The organism is cyanobacterium endosymbiont of Epithemia clementina EcSB (assembly GCF_029919255.1).
Lineage (GTDB): Bacteria > Cyanobacteriota > Cyanobacteriia > Cyanobacteriales > Microcystaceae > Rippkaea.
Window position 1 is genome coordinate 2,038,413 of sequence record NZ_CP123991.1, and the last position, 23,579, is coordinate 2,061,991.

Consider the following 23,579-nt stretch of genomic DNA (forward strand, 5'->3'; position numbering starts at 1 on the left):
AAAGCAATTTAATATATAAACAATGTAGCTTATCTCTCCTCTTATTTTAATTATTTCCATATTTCTCAATATTTACTCTGTAAAATTTTTGATTAGTGGCTTTAGATTTAATTTTGAAACAACCAAGAATTTTTGATAATTAATTATCATGTTAAATAATTTTATTAATCGATTTAATATTGGTAATTGTTGTTGGTTTACTAAGTTTTAGTTGCACTTTAGGTTTTAAAATCCTAAAAATTAGTAAGTAATATCAACATATAAAATAACTAAAAAAACTTCAGTGAACAAAAAAAAATATGAAAATACCTCAGTCTAGTCTTATTGTTTCCTGTCAGTCTCCTATAGATTCTCCCTTACATGACCCAGAAATTATAGCAGCTATAGCTAAGGCTTCTATTAATCAAGGAGCAAAAGGCATTAGAGTTGATACTCCATCCCATGTTAAAGCTGTTCGAAGATTATTGCCGAATATCCCAATTATTGGTTTGTGGAAACGTTACTATCAAGGGTATGATATTTACATTACTCCTTGTTTCTCCGATGCGGTAGAAATTGCTAACGCAGGGGCTAATATTATTGCTATTGATGCAACCCTCCGAAACCGTCCTCAAGGAGAAACTATGGTGAATTTGATTCAGAAAATTCATCAAGAATTAGGGACATTAGTCATGGCTGATGTGGATACTATCGAAAATGCGCTCGCTTCAAGTAAAGCAGGGGCAGACTATGTAGGAACTACACTTTATGGATATACTAGAGAGACAGAAAGTTTTTCTCCTCCTGGGTATTCTTTATTGCAAGAAATGGTTGAACAATTAGATATTCCTATTATTTGTGAAGGAGGAATTAGTAACCCTCAGGACGCAAAAAAAGCTTTAGAATATGGAGCTCATAGTGTTGTTGTCGGGACAGCTATTACAGGGATCGATTTAAAAGTTAAAGCCTTTAATTCTGTTTTCATTAATTAATTAAATATTAAATTTTTAACTGATTTTAAATTATGTATTCCGATAATAAATCAGCTATTTATCGAAGGTTCCCTAAAGTTCCTCTTGATCGTAGGGCTTTTGCTTTTGTCCTAGACTTTTTGACCATTTGGTTTATCAGTTCGTTTTTTCGAGGGATTTTACAAGGACTCATTTTTGTTATTTGTTGGCTAACATCACGGGTTATTTTAGTAGAAAAAAATCAGGGGCAAAGTTTAGGAAGTTGGGCGTTTGACATGAAAGTAATTGATGTCCAGTTCAGTAAAATTCCAGGGTTAATTGAATTGGCCAAACGGGAAGGTATTTTAGGCGTTGTAGCTTTATTGGCAATGATCGGAATGAGGATGAGTTTTCGTAACGGTTTATCAATGTTGTTATTAACAATGCCCTTATTAGTAGATTGTGGAATAGCCCTTGGAGATCAAGAGTTAAATCAAGCATTTCATGATCAAATAGCTGGTACGATTGTAGTACAAACTAATCGAGGATTTTCTTTAGATTTACGCTTAAAAAAACTTCAGTCTATCATCAAAGGTAAGATCAGAAGTTCTCAAGATAGAGATAAGTATAGAGATGATTGAAAACAGAAAATACAGCAGCAGACAAATATATTCAAAAACAAAGTCCGCAAAAGCGGACTGATGAATCTAGAATATTATTAACTAATAAACAACTTATCGAAGTTTGACCACTAATCGCCTATCAGGTTCTTGTCCACGACTTTCTGTTTCCACATCTTCCACATCCTTCAATAAAGTGTGAATTTGACGGCGTTCTGCCGATGAGAGGGGGGACATTTCTACCTCCCGTCCGGTCTGTCGTACTTGTTGAACCACCTCCTGCGCCCAGGTGACAAGTTCCTCCTGACGCTTGAGACGATAGCCATTGAGTTCAACCGTATATCTCTGTTGTTCTCTGGGTTCAACACTCAAATTAATGAGGGTATTAGCTAGATATTGAATCGCATCTATCCCTGCTCCTTGTTCCCTTAAGAGGATATTAGTCTGTTGGGGAGTCAGCTGAGTTTTATCAATCGTCAGCCAGGATTCGGGGGACTCATCAGAGTGACTTTTCTTGTCTTGAACCTTAACTTGTGCTGTTAACCCCATTAATGTTAATAGGGTTTCGAGCCAAGCTTTACCTGAGTGGACTTCTCGCTCCATCTTGACAATTTGTAACCTATTGTTAACTAACAAATTAAGACGTTTTCTTTTTAGAGCTTTTTTTCTCAAAGGGAAGAGCTTCTTGGATTTTTTCAGCTTTTTCTTGCTGTGCAACCAATTTTTGTAGGTTCTCTGGTAGAGGTTCTCGCATCAAAATGACCGTTTGTAGGGTCTGGAAAACATTGGCCACAACAATATACATCAACACCCCTGCCGGTAGAGGAAAAAAGAGAAACATTCCACTAAAAATTACGGGAGTAATTTTATTCACCGCCTGTTGCTGTTGCGCTCCTCCGCCTGAAGAACCGGATAATTCTTGATTTAGATAAATACTAACACCAAAGAACAAAACCATGGCTAGGATGTCTAAGTTGATAGTTCCATCATCCCCCATAACGCCAACTCGTCCTAAAGCTTCAATAAATAAGAAACCTGTCTTGGCAGCAATCCCCGGAATAGTGGCTTGGATAGTTACTTCCCCAGGGGCCAAAGCCTCTATCGTTCCATCTTCGTTTATTTTAACTCGTTCTGAGCCTTTTATAACTTCAAAAGTTGGCTCAATGTCGCTTTCAGGGGTTTCAGCGAGCAATTTCATAAGAGACTGACCTTCAGTCGTTTGAAATTGAACTCTAGTTGTTTCCCCAACAGCTAATTTAGTCCCTCCAGGTAATAAAGCCGTAATGGGGTAATGAAGAGCATCGCTAATGTAGATGTTACTAGGTTTCGTCGTAAAAGGTTGAGGTACAACACGCTCAATTTGTTCGCTAGGCAGAATTTGGAGATCAACTGCATAGTTAATGTCGGCAAATGGCGATCCCCGTAGGGTGGCAAATAAAGCAAAGAGAATGGGCATTTGTAGCAACAAGGGTAAACAACCCGCTAAAGGGTTGCCAAACTCCTGCATCACCTTTCCCATTTCTTCTTGTTGTTTCGCAGGATCGTCTTTGTAGCGTCGCTGAATTTCTTCTTGTCGTTCTTTCATTAGGGGCTGAGTAATCTTCATTTTTCGCATATTGCGAATTTGCCCAGCACTCAAGGGGTACAGTCCAAAGCGAATTACTAGGGTTAAGGCAATAATCGCAAAACCGTAGCTAGGCACAATCCCGTAGAAGAAATCCAGGATTGGCAGCATAATGTTTGTGGAAATAAATCCGACACCAAAGTCCATTCGTCTTAATCCAAGCGGTCTCGCTGTAGGGTTATCTGTAGTTTACTTTACCGAATATTGGTAATAAAGGAAGAGGTTAAGGAGCCTCTGACCTGGTCTAATTTTAAAATCTATCTGCTGATAATTGCTTCAACAGAGTTTCCTGTCTTAGTCACAACTTTTTCAGCCATATAATCATAACTTATAGTCATAAGCCTTACGCAAGTCAAGAACTGACCTCAACTCCAGACGAATTTTATCTCGGAGTGTAACAAGAATTTCATCCAATAGTTTGATTGTTCCCCGTGGGATTTTAACTGTGTTGGTGATTTCGTCATAGACAATGTCGATATGATCGCATCTCATCCAACCATCTGTGACTGAAATCTGATGATTTGTAATGCAGTAACGTAACCAAATAGCTCTGACTATAGCCCCAACCTTTAGAGGGAAGCAAGTAACTGCAAATCCTAATAAAATATTAATGATAAAGTCCCCAATATGAGGACCTTCTTCATAAAAGGTATTCTCTCGTATGTCCATAGACGATATCAGATTTAATTAACAACTGCTTTAATTCTCGCAAAAAATACTCATAATTGCACTCACTTTGACTATGCCGCACTGTAATTACTACTTTTAATCCAGGGGAAACTATGGGAAGCAAGGAGCTAATTGCTGCCTTAATCTGCCGTTTGAGACGGTTGCGAACCACCGCCTTTTTACTAATTTTTTGGCTAACAGAGACACCAAACTGAGTTGGGATCGGGGTCATAGTTTGATGGTCTTTTGATAGTACTCTCATCAAAAGATGAGAACTTTTATAATGTTGGCCCCGTTTATAAACAGCTTGGAAATCTTTGGGTTTCTTTAGCCGATGAACTTTAGGTAATCCCACTATGTTAACTGGTTAGAATTGGGTTAACAATAACTTATACGACAACCCGCGACGTTTAATTTTGATCTAACGTCGAATACTTTAACCTCTTTTGGAATAAGAGTGACAAGGGTTAAACAGACAACCTGTATCGTCCTTTTTTTCTTCTAGCCTGAATCACATTACGACCGTTTTGAGTTCGCATCCGCACACGAAAGCCTGATTTTCTCTTTTGCTTTCGATTGGTTCCTCCTAGGGTACGCTGAGTCACAAATTTATTCCTCCGACAACGCTACCGTTTACTTGACGCCTTATAAAGACACGGCCTCCCATTTTATCTTTAAAAGCTAGAGAAGTAAAGACTCGGGAAGTGATTTTTTAACCTACATTCAGTTTAATTGCTTAACATAGGTGAGGTGCAATGACAATCTTAGACCTCACCCTAAAAATTATCTGTTCTTCCACTGAACTTATGGAGGAATTAACCTCTTTTAGAAAATTATGAATTATACATCAGAAAATCTAACGATTTACTACAATAATTCTGAGAATTAGACGTTGGCTATGGTAACACTTAATTTCAATTTAATCTATCTATCTACCACAGAAGGACATAAATGAGCCAATTGACAATCAAGACAATTTGGTTTTCTAGCACGACAAGTTGCCCGACCATGATAAATGATACGAATTGAAAAATTTTCCCAATCATGTTGAGGCAATAGCTTCATTAAATCTCTTTCAATCTTTACAGGATTCGTCTCTTTCGTCAGTTCTAAACGTCTACTTAAACGCTTAACGTGGGTGTCTACTGTAACGCCTAGGTTAAGTCCGAACCCGTGTGCTAAAACTACGTTTGCAGTTTTACGAGCAACTCCTGGTAGACTCAGTAACTCTTCCATTTTTTGAGGAACTTTTCCATCAAATTCTTGAACGATTTTCTGACAGGAACCTTGAATATTTTTAGCTTTATTTCGATAAAATCCTGTCGGACGTATCAATGCTTCTAATTCTTCTCGATCTGCCTGAGCTAAGGATGATGCATCAGGAAACTTTAAAAATAAATTGGGAGTAACTTTATTTACTCTTTCGTCAGTGCACTGTGCCGATAGAATCGTGGCAATCAAAAGCTGCACAGGGGAGTCATAAACCAAACTACAAGTGGCATCGGGATAAATATGTTTCAGAAGAGTTAATATTCCTAATGCTCGCTGTTTTTTGTTTCTCCCTTTGTGCTGAATGCTCATGTTTTTATCTAAATAATTACAATCAAACTTGCTAAAATAACTCTTAGAAAAAGGCTAAGTTAACAGTATCGCGAACAACAAGGAATAATCCTAAACTAAGGAGTAAAACTAACCCTGTTTGCATGATGCCTTCTTGCAATCTATTCGGTAAAGGTTTTCCTCGTAGTCCTTCTACCATTAAAAAAATTAATTGACCGCCATCAAGAGCAGGTAAAGGTAGAATATTGATAATAGCTAAGTTAATGCTAATTAGCGCGCCAAATTGGAAGAGATTTCCCGCATTATTTTGGGCAATATTAGCACCGTACTCGACGATTTTGACTGGACCTGCTATCTGTTTAGCGTTTTCTTGAAAATTACTCACAAGTTGCCAAAATCCTTTAGCAGTTAGAGTCACTAAATCTTGAAAAGCATCCGCACTGTAAGCAAACGCATCAAAAAGTCCTTGAGACTTTTTCAAGTGTATATTAGGAATTAGTCCTACCCCAATTTTTCCTTGACCTTGGTCATTAGATTTTGGGGTAACAGTAACAGATAAAGTTTTGTCATCCCGTTCAATCGTAAAATGAAGAGGTTGATTGGGAGAGTTTTGGATTTTTTCAATAAAGAAGTCAGTCGCTTCGGGGAAGTCATCTAAGGGAGTGTTGTTAACTTTAAGGATGATGTCTCCCGATTTCATTCCTGCTTCCATTGCTGCGGATGCGGGTTCAATAGTAGGAACAGCTAGTCCAGATTGAATATCTTGAATACCAACAGTAGCGACTTGCGCCACTAGAAGAAAATAAGCTAAAACCAGATTAGCAATTACCCCTGCACTGATAACAATGGCCCGGTCAAATACGGGACGGTTACGAAGTAAATTGGGGTCATCTAGGGGAATTTCACTATTGAGATCATCATCGGGGAATCCTACATACCCCCCCAAAGGAAAAGCACGAATAGCGTATTCGGTTTCAGTCCCTTGATATTTGACGAGACTTGGACCAAAACCGATAGAAAAGCGGTTAACTCTGATTCCTTGGAATCTTGCGGCGGCAAAATGACCTAATTCATGAACGACAATTAATAACGCTAAAACTGTGATCGCTGCCAATACTGACATAGTTTCTAGACTAAACAGATAATATTAACTTTTTTCATTGTAGTGTACTTGGTGTGGTGGGGAACACTCGAACAAAGGAAGCAACGAAAGTAGGGTGGGCAAAGCATAGTTAAGATCGGATAATCAAAGTACCGCCCATCCTACAAGACTAATCCCAATAAGAATTGAACTTCAATATCTCAATATTAATTCGATGTAATAATTTAATTTTTTGCTTTATATTAAGTAATCACCAAAAAACACTGGTATCGTTTTTATTTTAAAAATAAAGGACCTACTAAAGAATTATTCTTTTACCTTTGATACCTACCATAGGACTTTCTATAATATTTATTATGCAGTTATTTATTTTGTTTTTGTTGTCGTAATACGATATAAGCGGATATCAAACCTAATATTTGTAGATTGATTACACAGGAATTAGATTTTAAATAAATTTAAATTCAATAAATCATAAATATGTACTTTACATCTCATTTTTTATAGATTTATTGGGATAAGTAAAAAATTTTTTGATTTATATTAAAGTAATTTACTTTATCTAAAAAACTATTATTTTAATTTAGATTATTGACTTGTGTTTAGAAAAAAAATAAATTCTTATCAGATTTTATAGTAATTAAGGTTGTCATTATACAACTCTATTACATAATCAAGGGATACTAATAGAAAATATATAATACTAAATTATTAAATTTAAATTCAAATCTTTTACATAATCTACTAATTTTAGTTAGATAAAATTTGGCTTTTATTTTGAATAAATAGTTAATCTGAATAAATAAAAAAACAGTTAATAACAGTAATTATTAGATGATAGTCTGTTTAAAAATTAAAATAACATAATTTAGAATTTAAAAAAATATCAAATTTAACTCGCAATAAAAAATATTGTAAGCAACAAGGAAAGCATATATTTAATGTCAAAAAACAAGATATTAGAAAATCAAATAAATTGCAAAATTGGTTTAATATTCAGTAAATAGATTTTAAATAACTAGTCATTAAGAAAAAAAATATAAGACAAAAAGATGGATATGGCAAGTTAGAAAAGTCAATATTAAAATTTATATATATTTTTAAAAAGCAGATATTTAGAAAATTTGCAAATATTTAGGAATTATCTTGTCTATAAAGAATATGTAATTAAGTAAAAAAGTTTTTGAAAAAGAAGTTTTTATACACATATTTATAATCTTCTATATAAAATATTTCTCTAGAATTAGAAAAAAGTATTTCTATGTAGTTAATACAATAAATACAAACTAATATTTTAATTTTTAAAATATAGAGACAATAAATATATGCTTTACGTTTGTTAATATCTATTTACTCGAATGTATTAGATGATTTTCTATGGAAATTATCTAATACATTCCCATATATTTATTTCAAAGCATGTGCTACCTGTTTTAAACAAGCTTTATTAAAATAACTAACTATTTTAAGTATCTAAATATAGACAAACACATTTTCTTAATAAAAAATAAAAAAATAAATAAGCTATTAAATTAGACTCATAAGTTGATTTTTTATCGGAAGATAAGTAAAAAAAACTCGAGATCAATAAAAAAGTTAGTCAACTTAAATTTAATACTAAATAAAAAACTAAATATTTTTGTGGCGATCACTTTTAAAACTAAAATATACATCAGCATAGTGCTTCTTATTTATGTCCAACTATAGCAAGACGCAAAAACGTTAAGTAAGCTTTGAAAGTAGTGTCTACACATTCTCTAACGGCTTAGACTTTAGATAATATTTTCTGATTCAAGTTTTTACAACAAACTATTAATTCTTAATTTTGTTTAGCTCTGGAGAGTCAGGGAGAAAATATTATAGTTGACGTCCAGTTCATTATATTTTCTTTTCTAAAAGCTTTTCCCTATAGAAATTAGTTTTATCTAAAATAATGATCTCTTCCGGTTCCCATTGAATAGTTAAGTTTTAAGATAATCAAACTTTACATAAATCTCTATGACAACCAATTAATAATTGGAATAGTAATTTTTTTTATTTTGATGATAGACTATTTTGTTTTTATATTTTCTAACTTAAAATATTTCTTATATAAGACTATTACCATATAGATGGTTTATCCGGTTATTAAATCTAACTTCATCTACATCTAGCCTTCTGTTAAGAGAAATTTTCTCTAGTTTTTTCTGCAATACTTCTTTTCTGAGTTTATTAGATTTATTGGCAATCTCCTTTTTACTTGCTGTTTTAAGCATATATTTAAAATATTTCAAGTATTAGAACTAATTTTAAACAAATAAAATTGCCTTTTTTGTACTGCCTAAATGACTTTTTGGCGTAGATTTGAACTATAAGTAGCTAGCACAAAGTGCAGCACTATTTTTGCTATTTTGTTACTGTCTTATGGACAGGAAACTATTCTAATCTTTTTGCGTAGTGCTATACTGAGACTGTGTCTGCTAAATGAGTAGCTAATAACTCGCAAAACTCTTATTATGACTCTGTTTATTACAATGTATAGCTAGGCTAAAAGAGTCTAATCAATTGAGTTAAGCACTAATCTGTCTAACCTTCTCTAAAATAGAGAGTTAATTTTTATAGCTTATTTGAGTAATAAAGTTACTTGCAAAGTAGTACGTTATATTTGACATTTTGTCTTAATTTCTGATTACCGATTTCTTAATCACTTATGACTGATTTTAACCTAACTTGTCCGATCCCCTTAGATCAATATCCTCAAGTCTTACTTGCTCATGGAGGAGGGGGAAAATTGATGCAGCAGTTGCTTGAAAAGATGATTTTTCCTGTCTTTAATATGACTCAAAATACTCCTCCACATGACTCTGCTGTTTTTGATTTAAACGCTAATAAAATTGCTTTTACTACCGACTCCTACGTTATTCATCCTCTATTTTTTCCTGGGGGAGATATTGGTAGTTTAGCTATTAACGGAACTGTCAATGATTTAGCTATGAGTGGGGCGCGTCCTCTTTATCTTAGTGTGGGGTTTATCTTAGAAGAAGGACTGCCGATGGAAATCCTTTGGAAGGTTGTTCAGTCTCTACAGAATTCTGCTCAAACTGCTCAAGTTGAGATCATCACTGGAGATACTAAAGTAGTTGATCGAGGAAAAGGAGATGGGGTATTTATCAATACCGCAGGGGTCGGTATAATCGAACATGATCAAATAATTGCAGCCCAAAGTGTTCAACCAGGAGATGCTATCCTGCTCAGTGGAGATTTAGGCCGCCATGGTATCGCGATTATGGCAGTAAGAGAGGGGCTGGAATTTGAAACGACCATTGAAAGTGACTGCGCTCCTCTAAATTCTGTTGTTTTAGCTATGTTAGAGTCCAAGGCAAACATTCATTGCCTACGAGATCTTACCCGTGGCGGCTTAGCCAGTGCCCTAAATGAAATTGCAATGGGTGCAGGGGTTATTCTTAATATTCAAGAAAACGCTATTCCGGTACGTGAAGATGTCCAGGGGGCGTGTGAAATATTAGGGTTTGATCCCCTCTATGTGGCTAATGAAGGTCGGTTTGTGGCGTTTATTCCTCAAGACTCTGTAGATACTGCTATGAAAATTATGAGAGCACATCAGCAAGATCCCTGCATTATTGGTCAAGTTACAGGAAGAGGACCAGGCATGGGGTTAGTTACTTTAGAGAGTAAAATTGGAGCCAGTCGTATCGTTGATATGTTAAGCGGAGAGCAATTGCCCAGAATCTGTTAATATCCTGAGCATGCGAGCAGGGGCGTTCTCGAAGAGTGTCAACGTCTACGGTTATTCGCCCCAAACCCTTTGATATATTAACGGACAACCTAACATAAGACAGGAGATTTTTTCGTTTCTTCGGTTGCTATTTCTGCGGCCATTGCTGCCAATGGGGGGACAGACTTGGCAGAGAAACTGCGTCTTTGTCTAAAGTTTCTACGAGAACTCTTCGGCGATGGGCTGTCCATGGTGAAGTTATAGGCTTTCCAGTTGCTTTCGTGACTCCATTGAGAGTCATCTGTCACTACCAAAACTGCTCCAGAAATCAGTGAATCACAAGCCATTGCTTGAATACAAAACTGAGTCCAAGGAGAGCGCAAAAGAAAAACAGGAACTTGCTTCCCATTAGCACTACCATTGGTATAACCAATCAAAAAACGACCTTCTTCAATGAACGGTCCGAGTTGCGGATATTGTTCGAGGAGACGGAGGATTGCTTGGGAAGCCATAGATTAATATCACTAATTTAACTCAGAAGAGCGACCACAACGATGCTTACACAACTTCTTGACCATAAGGATAGAAAAATTTGTCCACCAAAGTTAGTATCAAATGTTACGGAATTACCATTTTTTATTTCAATGTCATGTAAATTTGATATAATTGTCTCCTATTAAGATTAAATTAACGTAGTTGATCACTTTTTGTTAAAAAAACCTTAAATTACTATTTTTTTTTAACTGGCTGGTACTTTCTTGACTGGACTTACTTTTGCCTTATATAGCAAATTTTTCCCATGACGATAGCCAATGTAACGAATTATGACAGTTTCTCCAGGTTCAACATAACCACTTCCTTCTAATAATTGATGACATAGAGGATCATAGGGAACTTTTTCTCCTACTACTGCAATTGTTTCAACGTTCCATTGTTTAAGTAACTCGATAATCGGTTTAACTAGAGGTAATAGTTTCACGGCAGAGAGTTGAGGATTTTTTTTTGCAATCATCGCTGCCGTTGGCCATTGTAAAAGCCAAGATTCTAGGGCTTCTAAACTAGATTTTTGAAAGTTTTTTTCTAGGGTTTCTTTTTCTCCGTTTAATTGCTGTCGCAATTGTTGATATTCTTGTCTAACTTTCTCTAAGTCTGATAGATTAAGGGCTTGAGTTTCAAGTTTGGGAAGGCTTAAGGAGTCCAACAAAGATTGATCTCCACAAAATTCACTCAGTAATTGTTCGATGGGAACTTTCAACACGTTGGATAATCTTAATAGATTTTCAATAGACATTTTAGGCAGTAAACCCACTAGGAGGCGATTTAACTGCCATTGGGAAACCTTAGAAATTTCGGTCAACTGACTAAAATCAGATATTTGCGCTTGCTGCATTAACTGCAACAACTTGTGGTGATTGGCTTGATAAGTTGTTGATTGTTTCATAAAAGACTAAGATTTTTAGATAAATAACGTTTCTTTTTTTCCTACTCTCAATATTTTTTCACCGGATCAACTAATTCTTTGAATAACGACCATTTTGAGTTTACCCTAACTTTGCCTGTGTGTCTTGTCTCTAGCTCATAGATTTTGACTTGTAACATCTTGGGACAAACCGTATCATTGGTCACAAAATTAATGTTAGCAAGTTACAACACCAATACAAATTGAGTAGTTCTTTCTTACTGAAATCAAATGCTAAAAACCCATATTTTTAAGTTCTATCGTGAGGTAGTAAAGCCCGCGCTGTAAGCTTATGCAACTTATCGGGAAGAATATCACGGTTAACCGCTATCATTCAGTCATCATTCTCAAACGGACTATTTTTTCCCCCGCATCATCTAGTTGCACCTCAATAACTTCACTGTTTAAAGATTCCAGGCAAGTTAACATTGATCGTAAGTTAGGATTACTCGCTCCCGTATCCACATACAGCCGATCAGCCAGACTCCCTATTCGCTTCCAAGTGGTATAGAGTTTCACTACGGTTTGTTCAAGTTGGGTGGCTTGTTTGACCAAATCAGCAGTCGTACTCAAACAATTCAATCTTAATGCCTCTTCTAACGCCATTTCTAGGTCAATTGAGCGATTTTTAAGGGTTTGTACTTGGGCGGCCGCATCGAGATATTTTGCCAAATTTCGTGCTTCTGAAGTGAGAAGTTTAACAGTATTAACATCGGGACTTTCGGCAACTTCCTTTTGAATTACGTTGAGGTGGCTATCGGGTAACTTTTCCATTTCTTTAACTAAAGGGACTAAATTACGGACGGGTATAATTCCCTCGGAAGCTTTCTCTTTGACTTTATCTGGAAGTAATTCTGAACTCATAGCTGTCCATTGATCAGAGAGTTGTTTAACTTCTCGTCGGGTGATGTGATCACCATTTTGGGCAGCTTCACTAACCAATTTTTGCACTTCAGGATCAGATTTAGCTGTTTCGATAAATGCCCGTTTACTAAAATTATTGATGGAGTTGGGATTCAGCTGTCCTTCTGCCAACAGGGTATCTGCACTATTAGCAAGTTGAATGAGAGCATAAGCTTGACTTTTAGTGATTTCTCTTTGTTTAAGCCAATTGAGAAATCCTGTCCCTCGGCCGTCTCCACCTTTTTTTTCACGATCACGGATAGCCCGTAAAATACGCCCCCGCCAAATATCGGTTTGTAAGTCAAAGTGATCACAAACCTTCCAGACAGCATCTAGCTGTTGCTGAAAGTCCAGATCCTGAATGGCTTCGTCTTCAGGATCTGGGAGCTGGAAGTTAAATCCTATAGGGGTTTCGAGGGCATCGATAATTTTATCAGGAGAAGAAGGAACAGCGCTCATATCGATTTTAGGTGTCACTGATTCAGTTGTTTATGAGTGGAATCATGATAATTGAGTTTTAGAGTCCTTTATCATATCATCTGAGTTGAGAGTTATTGGCATTTCGTTAAATTATTGACTAATTGTAATGTGAGTTTGATGAGATTAAAAAATATGGTCGTTATTCTTAATATCTAAGTTAAAATACTATAAAGTTGATGATTATCTAAAATGGTAACCGCCAAGAATCAAGACTAATCTTTCTTTCAAAATAGAAAAAGTCAAAGATAGCTTACTTTTTAAAAACTTCTCTTTGTCTCAGGGTTTAAAAAGTAATATCTATTAGTCAGCAAAAAAGTGAATAAAACAGTGTTGAGTATTTTTGTTTCTTAAACATTTAATATTAATAATATTTTTTTCTAGTTGTTAACTATTTCAATATAAAAATACTTTTTGTATTAATTGCTGTTAATTTATTCGACATATCTTTTTGTTTTTTTTTAAAAGTTTATTTATGTTACTTATAATTAACCTAAAATTTCATAATTAAGCCCAGTAATATATAATTATATGTAGTCTAAATTACTAATATTATTTTAAATAATTTTTGATCCATACAACTAAGCATTTAAAAATTAAGTATACTTTACTCTAAAATAGATGGCAGATTCACATCAGAGTAGAATCGATAAAATTAGTTCCTGTAATTTATCCTTTGTGAGTTTGTCTAAAACAGCACAACAACATCATTCTCAGGTCACAAGTTCCGCAAATCGACAATAGCTAACTATATAGAGAAGGTCTAAAATATGAAAATAAATAAATATTTATTGTAATCGTTACAAAACAAGAAAATATTAAACTATAATAAATAACAACTGAGTAATTTTTTAATCATCATAAATAAGTTTTAGTTGCTACTCTAAATCAAACCATAAACATTGAACTAATCAATTCAATTAAAAGTTACATGGAATGTTTAATAAATCAATAGTATAAAAATACTGCCTGCCAAAATTTATTTTTCACTATACATGCTTATCTCACTTTATCTTTCTCCTATCTACGGTTTTCGGTTTTTCCCTGTACCAAGTCTCTCAGTATTGGAAGTTATTAGCCACTAAATTTATTAGACTCAGTCTAGAAGAGCTGTTATTTCCATAATACATAAAAATTCAAATATTTAGTTAGGTGTATTTCAGTCCTGAAATACACCTAACTAAATATTTGAAGGTTAACTCAGAAAAAGTTCTTTGGAAAATACTTAAATTTTATTTTCGAAGAAACTTTCTCTGAGTTTTCTGGACTAACAATTTGGCAATCTCAGGATTATAAATCCGAAGATAATTCCAGTAATTGCCAAATACAGATTCTACATAACTTTTTGTTTCTTGGAAGGGTATTTTTTCTACAAATACATCAGGATCACTAACCTGATATCTTCTTCTCCATTTTGAAACATTGCCAGGACCAGCATTGTAACTAGCAATAGCTAATAACGAATTATTACTATAGGTCTCATGGGTGTGGTTTAAATACCAAGTTCCTAAATTAACATTGTCATTAGGATTGCTCAAAGAATAGTCTTTCAGGGCTATTTTATTAGCTACCCATTTACCTGTTGTTGGCATCACTTGCATTAATCCTTTTGCTCCCACTGGCGAGGTAATTTCTGGTTCAAAACGGGATTCTTGACGGATTAAAGAGGTGATTAACAAAGGATTAATTTTACGTTTTTGAGACCAATCAATGATAGTCTTATAGAAAGGAAAAGGAAAAAGTGCATGCCAATATTCTGGGGTTTCTCTAAGTTTTTGTAATTGAGTTTTTGATTCAGGTCCGTCTTTATTTTGAAGACTCCAAACTTGATTAATTCCTTGTAGGTTTTTTCCTTGTACGAGTTTCAGTAAAGCATCAGTAAAAGATTCATTGACACTTAATTGAGAGCGATCATTCATTTCCGCTTTAAATAAAGTGATAGCATCTTCGTCTTGTCCTAGACGATAGAGTTCTTTGAACATGTCCGAACCTGCCGGAGGAACCGAACGGATATCAGGTTTAGCGACGGTGGGTAAGGTTTGACGTATGGTATTAAAATTTCCCACATTCCAGCCTAACTGAACTGCTGATCGCCAAGCATAGTAAGACTGAGGATGATGAGAAACAGCGTATTCAAAAGCGGTTTTAGCATCCTGTGATCGCCCCAACTGTTGCGCCCATTTACCTACCCAAAAGGCCGCTTTGGGAGCGAGGGAACTGTTAGGATTATTACTGGTGATAGGTTGCGCCCAAGTCCAGGCTTTGAGGACATCTCCCTGCTCAGCAGCCGTTTTTGCCACACTCCAACGATATTTAGCGGTTGCGTCGGACTTAGGATGTTGAACTAGTAAGGTTTCTCTACTTTTAGCTGCCTCAGCTTTGCGCCCTATACCATCTAATAATTTGGCTTTTTCTAATAAAGCATCGCCCGCTTCATCAGGAAATTGTTTAATAATTTGGTCAAAGTAGCTAATGGCGGCTCCAGATTGAGATAGTCTGGCGAGTCGTTTCAGGGCTATTGCTGTTTCCGGAGCCTTAGGAAACTCTAATAATAAGCGTTGATAGCCTGCCTTTACCTCATTTTCACTATCACTGTTGGGTTGAATCTGTTGTCCCCTAGCAATGCGATAGAGATTTTGAGGAGTAGCCGGGGCTTTTTTGTAAGCTTGGGCGGCTTTATTATAGTCGTTAGTTGTCCAATAGCCATCAGCGATCACTTGCCAGTTTTCGGGAGTTAATTGACTAGCATAGTCTTGAACTAAGCGATCACGGATCGGGTTAGTTTTAGTGGTATTGGCATCATATTTAGCCAATAGAATTAACAATTGAGGTTGTTCCGGGTTTTCTTGAAAACGTTGATGGATAATCTTTTGAGTACTGGGATGTTGAGGAAATTTTTCAATCGCCTGCTCCCAATATTGGGAATCATATTTTCCTAATTTGTAGAGTGCTTCTGCGGCAACCAAAACATCGGGATAAGTTTCAACCAGCATTTTCCAGGCTTTTTGAGCTTTATCTATTTCATTGGTAAGTTCATAACCCCGTCCCCGTTTGAGGAGGATATAAGGAATTAGGACAGGATATTCTTTGTCTAATCCTTCAAGTTGACGTAAAGCCGGGCCACCTTCATACTTTTGAAGTAAATCAATCGCCAATAAATAACGACCGCGACTGCGTTCTAAAGAGAGAGTATCAGACTCAGCAATTTCTTGCAGTTTTTGCTGTCTTTGTTCTGAGGAAATCTCGGCTAAAGTCAGGACAATAGAGGGTTTATTAGGATCTTCTTTGAGAGCTTCTTCAATCTGTGTTTGTTGCCTTTGCTCGAACCATTCTACTGTTTTAGGAACTAGGAGAATGGTTCCAACGATGGTGATTCCTAGAATTCCTAAACCAACAAAGAGGAAGTTTTTTTGTTTGAGTGACTTGAGCATTCCATTCCCCGAACAACAGTTAAATATATATTATTAACCCTTATTGGTTTATTTGGGGACGTTTGCATAGAGATTATCTATCTATTATTGCCGTGCATCTCTCAATGAGATCACCGAGTTTTGTTTATTTAAAGACCCACTATTCTCAGTAACTCTGTTCAGTTACTGGGAATAGTGGGTAGAGAACGGACTGTCATCAGTTCTCTACAGGCTTTTTATCTGCGTTCCCGATAAAAGTTTTACAGGATATTTTCTGGAGTTTAAAAGTAAATTGGGCGATTATACCGCGTATCTTCACAAAACTGTTAAGCCAGAAAATCTCTACTTTCAGTACAACACTATTGAAGGCTAACCCTTACAGTTTGCCCATACTTAGAATCTGGGACAGACTTTGTTTTGGGATACTTATAATTAATTCCCGGGTAATTGAAGTACTGTCTGAAAACATAAAGTGATCCTTAAAAATGTAGAAACCTGATAAAATAGAGGAGATTTTTAGAATAAAAGACAGTCATAAAAATCTCTACAAAGAGATGAACAAGTATAAGTCATTTGAGCTCTATATTTAGTGTTTAACCGCTAAATTTTAACATTAAGGCTGCAATTCTTAATCTAAGATGTTTTTAGTGCTTTGCCAACTTTTATTAAGTTAGCCTTAATGAAGGCTAAAGAGTTTATCTTTGCTTTATTTTAGAGTTTTTTAACTAAAATCTGCCTTATCTTCTAATAGATTTTATCTTTATTAAACAATTTTAAGTTACTGTAGTGTATAGTGAGCACTTTATCTATTTCGACAGTTAATATTTGATATTATTCATTAATATATAACTCCTATAGTGGATAACATTTAAGTAGAAATTATATCAAGGTTCAGTACTTAGTAAATATGAGTATTTTAGTATTAGAAACTATAATTATTATTTTTAATAAATAAGTTTAAAAATGATAGAATTGACGATTCTATTGACTAGTAAATGTAGAATTTTATAAGTATTTTAAATACATAATAAAAGGTAATTTAAAATTAATTTTCTATTTATTTTTTTTAAAAAATAGGTAAATTTAGATAAAAAAATGACAAGATAGTTGCAAACACTTTGATTTCTCGAATATCAAATATGAAATATAGTTTTACGTTGATCGTCAATCATTTCACCAATCGGGTTCACTAAATTTTTGTTTCATCTTCTGTTGATGATTAGTAATTAATTGAAGTGCCTGTTAATAAAGCTTTTTAGAGAGTTATTAAGCTAGATATTATTCGGTAAATTATTTACTTCATGATATATTATGTTACCTCAGAAACAGGTTTAGAGTCATCTATGTTACCGGTAATTAATTTAAAAATTAATGATTTGCCGTGGTGGTTTATGATCAAGTGTGGTTAATTTCAATTCCTAATGTTACCTTTAAAAATTTTGGTCTTATTCAATTAGATTTTTATAATTTGGTGTACTCTACTGAGAGTTTAATGAAAGACTCCTATCGGAGCAAAATCGATGAAACTAATTTCTGTAATTTCTCTTTTGTAGATTAGCAAAAAAACGACAAAGTAATTTGATTAAAAATTTAAATATTTTGGACAATAAAAAGATTAATTATAATGGTCATAACTTTCCCTCTTATCAAATGATATTTACATCGTTTTTCCTCAGAAATACTGTCAATTGAAGAACAGGATAACAATGCTATTCAAGTCTTTGATAGAAGTTATTTAGATTACAAAATACTTCGATTTGGCCTATGTTAATTATAAACCCTATATTCAGGATAATCCTAACGCTGATCATAACCATTAACTTCTCTATGTTAATCAAAGCTTTATCTCTTCCATTTATTTTTAGGAGAAAATAGAAAGTCACTACGCTCTGTCTAATTGTTATCTTATAAAAATGTCTTATGTCGAAGAATTAGCCCCCTTTGATCTTATTAAGTTAACTAATTTAGAATGGCGCATTGCTCTCCCTGCCGAAACCCATCGCCAGAAAGTTAGACAGGCTGAAGCGGTCGGAGTCCAGTTTACAGAAGTAGTGGAAAATGGGCAACGGGTGGCGGTGTTTAAGTTTGATATCCTCACAGAACATACTCGTTGTATTTTTGGCTAGAAAGTAATAATGGAAGTATTCAGTCTCAAGTATAGTCTGCCCAAAACTTTGAGAATATACCAGAATTTCTCCTGGACTATGGCGAAGTTATCTTTATTGATGATGACAAGTTAGCCATGGAGACTGATATGATCAAAAGGGCTACTGCTGAGACGGCTGAACGAAAAACTAATCTCCCCTGAAAAGTTTATAGTACTTGCAACTATGCCTACAATTACTTTTTCTATGGCATTAAACTCCATATTGATAACCCTAATATTGCCTTGAGACGGGGGATAAATCCATCAGGTAAATATGCGTTTACTTGTATTGTTCCGACTCGATGGAATTGCCTGTCGTACGATGAGAAGTTATAAGTGTCCGGCTTGTCGTCTAACTCGCAATCTTCCCTTAACACCCGATTATAATTATGTTCGGCTTGATTTTTATATTCCCAGTATTGGTTGGTTGTCCATGGTATCTAACCCTGACAATGTTAACGAAAGTGGCTCCTATTCAACGCGATTTTTTATGGAATTGTCTTAGCATCTCTGCATGATGCTAAGACAATTCCATAAGACGGTTAATTAGGAATAGAGTGTCCCTAAACAAACAACAGGTTTCTTTTTAGAATTTAGCTATCAATCATGTTTGCTTTTTGATTTTAGATGAGTGAAATCCAGCCAAATTATAAAAAGAAAGAAGATGGGTAGTAAGCTATTGTGAATGTAAACTACTTATTTTAGGGTTACGGTACGAATATAAAAGCTGTTTTTTCCATTTTGCTAAGCTAAACTCACGGATTGGGACTGTTTCTTACTTATCAAGCAGTATTAACTAACTATTGAGATGATGAACAGCTGAGGTGACAGATTAGAAGTTTATCTTAAAAATTTTCATAATGGCTAAATAGTTGCATATACATAAGCAACACTATGCTAGCCTGCATTGCAGGCGTGGAAGTAGTCATCGCAAATCGGTACCGAAAAGTTTTGGTATAGTTGGTTATAAGAACTTTGATTAACGAGTTTTGTTTCCTCATTATAAGGGTCTTTTTCAAATCTAAGTAGGAGAAAACTTTGTTTAAGCTAAGTAAAGTTCGAAAAGTTTCTAGGAGAACAAAAGATAGAGCTAGTGCAATTAAACTCTCAGCAGTGGGGTCAAAGGTGCAGAAAATTGCCATTTTATTTATCTAAATTGGGCTTCCTCGACAGTTCGTACAACAATTATTCTGAGCGTTTTGATGTTATTCAGAATAAATATGATCTTAATTAAGAATTAAGGGGTTGCCAATATTTCTTAAAGTTACTGTATAGTCGATAGCACTACTAGCGATCATTATCGTATTGGAAATGGCGATAATGATCGCTAGCGTTAGTGCAAATTCGCGTGAATAAAATAATTCTTTCCAAGACTAACTCAACACGTTTCCAATGCGCTCATAAATTTGAGACCCATGAGTGTAAATAACAATGAAGACCCTAATTAAGTTAGTAATGGTATTTCCCCTCTAAAGGTGACTAACATACCAATTGACATCGGAACTTCTTGGAAAGCTGAAGAATTAAATCCTGGTAACTAAGGAAAGATAATAGCGGTAGCAAAGGCTAAAATGAGAAAAAAACAAGTTTATAAGTTTATTTTCCAAAATTCCGATAAAATTCTGTAATAGAAATATTTTCATCCTCTATTACTCTAAAAATGTCTGACAGAGTTGGAGTTTATAGTAGGTAACGATAGCAGTAACAATAATAATCGATGGGTTAAGTATATCATTAACCGAACCAATCTTAACCATGCTAATTACTCGATAAAAAAATGGAAAACCCCAGAATCAAAAGAATATCAAAGTAAAGCATAGTTAAGATGACTAACTAGCAAAGAATTTTAAAGAACTTAAATTAGAATGATTTATTCTTGAGTAGCAGTAAAAATTTGGAAATTTTAAATCATATATATGATAAAGTAGAAACCTACGCCGATAAATAACAATACTATTTATCTTAGAAGATAAATAATGCAATCTCTCAAAGAGAAAATACTATTATTAAATAGATGATTTTCAGCATTTTAACCTGGTTGCTTGTCGTTTTTTTCAAGAATCAAGAGTACTCTATTAGAGTTTTTACAAATTTTTATTGGCTTACTCTTTTATCAGTTTATTACTAAAATAAATATCGATTTATATGAAAACTACAATTATATTTATATAATTCTTTGTCAGTCAATAATATTCAAATATCAACACCTTTAATTAATTAATTAATTAATTAATTTTAATAAAATAATAATTCGCAAATATTTTTGAATAAAACCTAGCTATTTTTGGTAGATAAAATTTTTAAAAAAATTACTATAAATAGTCTCTCTATTAAGAACTACGGAATACTCTAATGATTTATTCTATTTTACTCAAACATTTTCTTTTTTTTGTTTTTGACAAATTACTCTGAGCTTTTATAGTTGTCACTTATTAACAACGATAAAAGCCGCTAAAAATATTCAAGTTTTTTTCATTATTAGATTTTATCTATCAAATACCAAATTGTATAAAACGGACAATTAGTAATTAGTTACTTTTGACGTTTTTTATGGCTAAATAAAATATATTTTTAAAAAATGACTTCAATAAGTAACTAAATTGTAGGTATATTTATTAAGCTAATGTTTTGTACTTCTTTAAAAAAGAGAATGCTTACATACTTCAATTTAACCATTTTTTTACTATTTAGTTTTATTTCACTGATAAAAAAACTAAATTAGATGTAACATTTATGTACAAAATAATAAATTGGATTAGTAGTTGTATAAACTCAATTTATTAAGAGATAATCCACTTAAATAAACTTTTAAAAAAGCTCATTTAAGTGGATATTAAAAAGCAATTTATCCATTTTTAATATATTTTTTTTGTAAAATCAAGGTACATTTGCCAAACAAAAAATTGACAGAACTACTCTATAAACTACTTGTATTAACATATTTTCTATAAAAAAACATGTTAATATTACCTTTTTTCTCAAAAAAACAGTCTTTTGAATAACTCAAGATAACTAAAAAGGAAAAACCTAATCGTTAAGTGAGAACGAACATAAACTCAACTCTACTTGAGAGGGTTTTTGATTTTCTATTATCATCACCTTCGTCTCTTATCAGTCAAGCTATAAATTTTGCGGGATGATTCCTTGTCTTTTACGGAGTCTGTCACTATAGAAGCCCTCGTTCTTCTAAGCGTTTCAATAAACAACAGCTCACACCATGATTCACGCTTATACAAATACTCATAGAGGATTTTAGTTATTGCTTCAAGCCATAACCATGGACAGATTAACTTAGTAAAAAATTGGGAGTGGCTAACTCCAACATTGCAACATAACACTAATATAGTGGAAAATAGCAAAGAATATCCATAAAAATTGGCTATTAGTAAAAGTTAATCTAAATAACTTCCCCTAAGTCTCCTGCAAAAACTAATTCCCACACCTATTCTAGAAAGATGTCTAATCCCAAGCAATTTATTCCAAAATTAAGGCGTTGGCCTATGATTTTGAGTTTACTCTTATTCTTTATGGGAGGAGGGTTAGGGATGAAGTTGTGGCTTACCAGTCGGGGAACCCAAGAAAACCTAGAGTCTTTAGCGGCTCAACTTCCCACACCCGTTAAATTGCTTACCCTTACCCAAAAAACAATTCAAGATACCTCAAAAGTTATCGGAACTATTGAAGCTAGGGATGCGGTTGTCATTAAACCGGAAATAGAGGGAAGAATTAGTCAAATTTTAGTTCAAGAAGGTGATTATGTTCAACAAGGACAATTAATTATCGACTTAGATAGCAGCAACTGGCATGCAGAATTACTTGAAGTTAAAGCCCAATTAGCTAGAGAAAAAGCGCGATTAGCAGAACTGCAAGCAGGGAACCGTTCCGAAGATCTTGCCGAAGCTAGAGCTAGTCTTCAAGAAGCTGAGGTTCGTTTGGCTAATGCCCAAGGAGGAGCCAGACCTGAGGAAATCGCTCAAGCCCAAGCTCAACTCGAAGAAGCCGAAGCCAAAGCACAATTAGCTCAACAACGAGTTAAACGATATGATAATCTTCAAAAAGAAGGGGCTATTTCCACCGATGAATTTCAAGAATACACTACTGAAGCCCGTAGCACCAAAGCCGAAGTTGAACAAGCTAAAGGTCGTTTGGCTCAACTGATCGAAAATCGTCAATCTGATATTAATCAATTAGCTGCGGTGGTGGAACGACACAAGCAAAATTTAAGAAGACTTAAACGGGGAGCGAGATTAGAAGTAATCGCCCAAGCTGAAGCCGATGTAGCAGAAAACTTGGCACGAGTAAGAATTGCCGAAGTTAACGTCAATAAAACCAGAATTATTGCTCCTATATCCGGCATAATTGGGGAGATACCAGTTAAAGTAGGGGACTATATAAAACAAGGGGATATCTTCACCACCTTAACCGCCAATAAGATTGTAGAACTCAATTTATCTATTCCCCTAGAAAAAGTTCCTCAACTACAATTAGGCTTACCAGTAGAAATTTTAGATCTTTCGAGAAAACCAACCTTAAAAGGTCGAATTAGCTTTATTTCTCCCTATGTAACTGCTAATTCTCAATTAATTTTAGCAAAAGCAACTTTTAATAACATTCAACAAAACTTACTTAACCATCAATTTATTGAAGCTAGAATAATTTGGAACAAACGCCCTGGTTTATTAATTCCCGCAAACGCTGTGTCTCATTTGGGGGCACAAACCTTTGTTTTTGTTGCTCAGGTTGATGAATCTTTTAAGTCTGATAAGCCTAAATTAGTCGCTAAACAAAGACAAGTTATCCTTGGTAGTTTACAAGGTAATAACTATCAGGTACTCAATGGACTTAAAGCTGGAGAAAAAATTATCACCGCCGGAATTCTTCGATTAAGAGACGGGGCCGTTATTCAACCCTTAGATAGCAAATAGATAGCGAAAGTGAATAATTAATAGTTGATATTCGTCTATG

The 23,579-nt window shown here is 34.5% G+C and carries 16 protein-coding genes and 1 pseudogene; 6 read left to right on the forward strand and 11 right to left on the reverse strand.

Translation table 11 applies throughout. The annotated features are described in order from the left end of the window. The first annotated feature begins 299 nt into the window (after positions 1 to 299). A complete protein-coding gene (locus tag P3F56_RS06700; protein WP_281152136.1) occupies positions 300 to 971 on the forward strand; it encodes an N-acetylmannosamine-6-phosphate 2-epimerase in 672 nt (223 codons plus the stop codon). 32 nt (positions 972 to 1,003) lie between these two features. Beyond that, positions 1,004 to 1,570, forward strand: coding sequence for an RDD family protein (locus tag P3F56_RS06705; protein ID WP_281152137.1), 567 nt, complete (start codon positions 1,004 to 1,006; stop codon positions 1,568 to 1,570). A 93-nt stretch (positions 1,571 to 1,663) separates the two neighbouring features. Here P3F56_RS06705 and P3F56_RS06710 read toward each other — a convergent pair whose 3' ends face one another. From P3F56_RS06710 to rseP, 7 genes and pseudogenes are all read right to left on the reverse strand, one after another. Then, positions 1,664 to 2,152: a Jag family protein gene (locus tag P3F56_RS06710; protein ID WP_281152138.1), complete on the reverse strand. Its 489-nt coding sequence runs from the start codon at positions 2,150 to 2,152 to the stop codon at positions 1,664 to 1,666. A 34-nt stretch (positions 2,153 to 2,186) separates the two neighbouring features. Further along, positions 2,187 to 3,320, reverse strand: a complete 1,134-nt coding sequence (gene yidC, locus P3F56_RS06715; protein WP_281152139.1) for a membrane protein insertase YidC — start codon at positions 3,318 to 3,320, stop codon at positions 2,187 to 2,189. Positions 3,321 to 3,430: 110 nt separating this feature from the next. Further along, a pseudogene (locus tag P3F56_RS06720) lies at positions 3,431 to 3,842 on the reverse strand (PH domain-containing protein). Next, positions 3,814 to 4,197 carry a ribonuclease P protein component gene (gene rnpA / locus P3F56_RS06725; RefSeq protein ID WP_281152140.1) on the reverse strand — a complete coding sequence of 128 codons (384 nt, stop codon included), beginning with the start codon at positions 4,195 to 4,197 and terminating at the stop codon, positions 3,814 to 3,816. The pseudogene P3F56_RS06720 and the gene rnpA overlap by 29 nt, the downstream one beginning before the upstream one ends. Before the next feature lie 112 nt (positions 4,198 to 4,309). Continuing rightward, complete coding sequence (gene rpmH, locus P3F56_RS06730; RefSeq protein ID WP_044106898.1) at positions 4,310 to 4,447, reverse strand: 50S ribosomal protein L34; 138 nt, start codon at positions 4,445 to 4,447, stop codon at positions 4,310 to 4,312. A 319-nt stretch (positions 4,448 to 4,766) separates the two neighbouring features. Next, positions 4,767 to 5,423: an endonuclease III gene (gene nth, locus P3F56_RS06735; protein WP_281152141.1), complete on the reverse strand. Its 657-nt coding sequence runs from the start codon at positions 5,421 to 5,423 to the stop codon at positions 4,767 to 4,769. 43 nt (positions 5,424 to 5,466) lie between these two features. Further along, on the reverse strand, positions 5,467 to 6,525 hold the full coding sequence (rseP, locus tag P3F56_RS06740) for an RIP metalloprotease RseP (RefSeq protein WP_281152142.1): 1,059 nt from the start codon (positions 6,523 to 6,525) through the stop codon (positions 5,467 to 5,469). Between the two features lie 2,668 nt (positions 6,526 to 9,193). Here rseP and hypE point away from each other — a divergent pair. After that, on the forward strand, positions 9,194 to 10,240 hold the full coding sequence (gene hypE, locus P3F56_RS06745) for a hydrogenase expression/formation protein HypE (RefSeq protein WP_281152143.1): 1,047 nt from the start codon (positions 9,194 to 9,196) through the stop codon (positions 10,238 to 10,240). A gap of 89 nt (positions 10,241 to 10,329) precedes the next feature. On the opposite strand, the gene P3F56_RS06750 is transcribed toward hypE, so the two are convergent. From P3F56_RS06750 to P3F56_RS06765, 4 genes are all read right to left on the reverse strand, one after another. Continuing rightward, positions 10,330 to 10,731, reverse strand: coding sequence for a hypothetical protein (locus P3F56_RS06750; protein WP_281152144.1), 402 nt, complete (start codon positions 10,729 to 10,731; stop codon positions 10,330 to 10,332). Between the two features lie 227 nt (positions 10,732 to 10,958). Further along, positions 10,959 to 11,660: a helix-turn-helix domain-containing protein gene (locus tag P3F56_RS06755; RefSeq protein WP_281152145.1), complete on the reverse strand. Its 702-nt coding sequence runs from the start codon at positions 11,658 to 11,660 to the stop codon at positions 10,959 to 10,961. 348 nt (positions 11,661 to 12,008) lie between these two features. Beyond that, entirely contained in the window at positions 12,009 to 13,040 is a 1,032-nt protein-coding gene (locus P3F56_RS06760) for a hypothetical protein (protein ID WP_281153750.1), read from the reverse strand. A 1,250-nt stretch (positions 13,041 to 14,290) separates the two neighbouring features. Then, the gene (locus P3F56_RS06765; protein ID WP_281152146.1) at positions 14,291 to 16,489 is read right to left on the reverse strand and encodes a lytic transglycosylase domain-containing protein; all 2,199 of its coding nucleotides are present in this window, start codon (positions 16,487 to 16,489) and stop codon (positions 14,291 to 14,293) included. Between the two features lie 1,892 nt (positions 16,490 to 18,381). Here P3F56_RS06765 and P3F56_RS06770 point away from each other — a divergent pair. The 3 genes from P3F56_RS06770 (at position 18,382) to P3F56_RS06780 (ending at position 23,539) form a co-directional block, all read left to right on the forward strand. After that, complete coding sequence (locus tag P3F56_RS06770) at positions 18,382 to 18,594, forward strand: hypothetical protein (RefSeq protein ID WP_281152147.1); 213 nt, start codon at positions 18,382 to 18,384, stop codon at positions 18,592 to 18,594. Positions 18,595 to 18,888: 294 nt separating this feature from the next. Continuing rightward, positions 18,889 to 19,119: a hypothetical protein gene (locus P3F56_RS06775; RefSeq protein ID WP_281152148.1), complete on the forward strand. Its 231-nt coding sequence runs from the start codon at positions 18,889 to 18,891 to the stop codon at positions 19,117 to 19,119. A 2,950-nt stretch (positions 19,120 to 22,069) separates the two neighbouring features. Then, entirely contained in the window at positions 22,070 to 23,539 is a 1,470-nt protein-coding gene (locus tag P3F56_RS06780; protein ID WP_281152149.1) for an efflux RND transporter periplasmic adaptor subunit, read from the forward strand. Positions 23,540 to 23,579: the final 40 nt, after the last annotated feature.